This window comes from Streptomyces aurantiacus (assembly GCF_001418335.1).
Lineage (GTDB): Bacteria > Actinomycetota > Actinomycetes > Streptomycetales > Streptomycetaceae > Streptomyces > Streptomyces aurantiacus.
Window position 1 is genome coordinate 1 of the sequence record NZ_LIPP01000426.1, and the last position, 2125, is coordinate 2125.

Here is a 2125-nt window from a genome sequence, read left to right on the forward strand (position 1 = left end):
CCGCCGCCCCCGCCGCCCGGCGGCGGGTCCTGCGGGGCGCCGAAACCGCCTCCCTGGGGCGGCTGGCCGGGCGGCGGGGGCGGCGGAGGCTGGCTCATGACGTGGATACCTCGGATGCGAAGGGGACGGAGATCAAGCGGGTGTGCGCCGGACGGACGTATGCCGGATGGGCACGCCCCGGACGGGCGTGCCCCGGACAGGGGCGGAGGGCGGGCGAAGGACGGGAGGAGAAGCCGGCCGGCTCACTTGCCGTAGGCCAGCATCAACTTCTCCTTCGACTCGTCGTTGCCCGTCAGCCGGGTGGTGGAGAGGTAGAAGCGCCCGTCCACGTAGTCGACGGCCTTCGAGAAGAAACCGTTCTCCACGTCCGCCGCGCCCTGCGGGTTCTGCAGCAGCGTCGTCGGCGTGTGCGAGCCGCCGCCGGTCGGGACCGAGACGATCCGCCCCGCCGCGGAGTACGAGGGCTGCACGTACGCGACGAGGTTCGCGCCGTCCGTCTTGAGCGGCATCATCGACTCGTCCGCCGGGGACTTGACGCGCCACTTCTCCTTCCCGGTCTCCAGGCTGATCGCGACGACCTCGTTGGCGCCGCTCTTCGCCTCGGTCGGCAGATAGAGGGTGTTGGCGTCGGCCGCCACACCCGAGCAGCCCTGGAGGTCACGCGAGAGGATCGCCCAGCCGCACTCCGGCGCGAACGACTCCTCGACGTCGACCTGCGAGCGGGCCGTGCCGTCGTTCTTCAGCGCGGTGACGTTCCACTGCTTCTTGTCCTCGTTGGTGAGGTAGAGGACGACGGGATCGACGGAGTACGCGCGCTCGACGCGCCAGCCCTTGGGGATCTTCTTGGTCCACTTGGCCTTGCCGGTCGCCGGGTCGAGTTCCTGCACCTCGTCGTGCTCGTTGTCGCCGCCGGCACCGCAGGACGAGACGGAGAGCAGCTTGGCGCCGCCGGCGAACGCCGAAGGGAAGCAGGCGTTGCCGTACCTCTTCTTGTCGAAGAGCTTGTCGCCGCTGCCCGTGTCGTAGCCGAGGCCGGACTGGGAGCGGCCGACCATCAGCGTGTCCCCGGAGATGGTCAGGCCGAGGCTGAGGGAGCTGTCGAACAGCTCACCCTTCGGGATCTCCTGCGTCCAGCCCTTCTTGCCGGTGGCGAGGTCGATCTGCACGAGCTGGTTGCACTCGGCGCCGTCCTTGGAGCCGCCCTTGTACGCCACGAAGGCCTTGTCGTCGGACGTCTTCTGCGTGGACGCGGCACAGATCGGCTGCGGGAACGTGATCGCGGGCCAGCTGACCTTGCCGTCGGCGACGTCGTAGGCGAAGACCTGCTTGTACGCGGCCTTCACGGCGACCGTGTCGGTGATCCACATGCCGGGGGCGTCGGCACCGGAAGCGGGGGCGTCGGGGCCCTCCTTGTACCAGAGCACCTTCGCCTCGCCGGCCTTGCGGCCCGCGTTGAGGTCCTCGGTGCCGCCGTTGCCGTCGCCGTCGCCGTCACCGGGGTTGACCGGCGCGTCGGAGCCGGTGGGCTTGGAGTCCTGGCTCTTCTCCGCGACGGGCTTCTTCTTGCCGCCGTCGTCGTCGCCGGAGACGGCCCACACGGTGCCGCCGATGACGAGCACCGCGGCCAGCGCCGCCCCGATGAGCACGGCGGGCTTGCCCTTGAAGGGGCTCCGTGGGCCACCGCCCGGCGGGGTGCCGGGCGCGCCCGGGAATTGCGGCTGCTGCTGCGGATATCCGTAGCCGGGCTGCTGGCCGTAGGGCCCCGGCTGCTGCGGCTGTCCGTACGGTCCCGGCTGCGGCGCGTAGGGCCCGGGCTGCTGCTGTCCGTACGGGCCGGAGGGCTGCTGCCCGTAAGGTCCGGGCTGCCCGGGCTGCTGCGGCTGACCGTACGGTCCGGGCTGCTGGGGCTGCCCGTCGTACGGGCCCGGCTGGTTGTAGCTCATTCTGGGTTCCCCTCCAGATGCTTATGTGGCTCGAACATCCTCACCCAAGGGACGGGTGGCCGGCGCATCGGGGGCCGCACCGTTACCAAGTAATCGAGTTTCGGAGCGGGCCCGTGACACCTCTAAACTGAGTGGGTGACCGACAACGCTCAGCAGCAGCGGCCAGCCGACACCCCCGAACT

The 2125-nt window shown here is 70.5% G+C and carries 1 protein-coding gene; it reads right to left on the reverse strand.

Annotated features, from left to right (window positions below; genetic code table 11):
* Positions 1–242: 242 nt before the first annotated feature.
* A complete protein-coding gene (locus AOK01_RS37610; protein ID WP_055519738.1) occupies positions 243–1943 on the reverse strand; it encodes an outer membrane protein assembly factor BamB family protein in 1701 nt (566 codons plus the stop codon).
* Positions 1944–2125 lie beyond the last annotated feature (182 nt).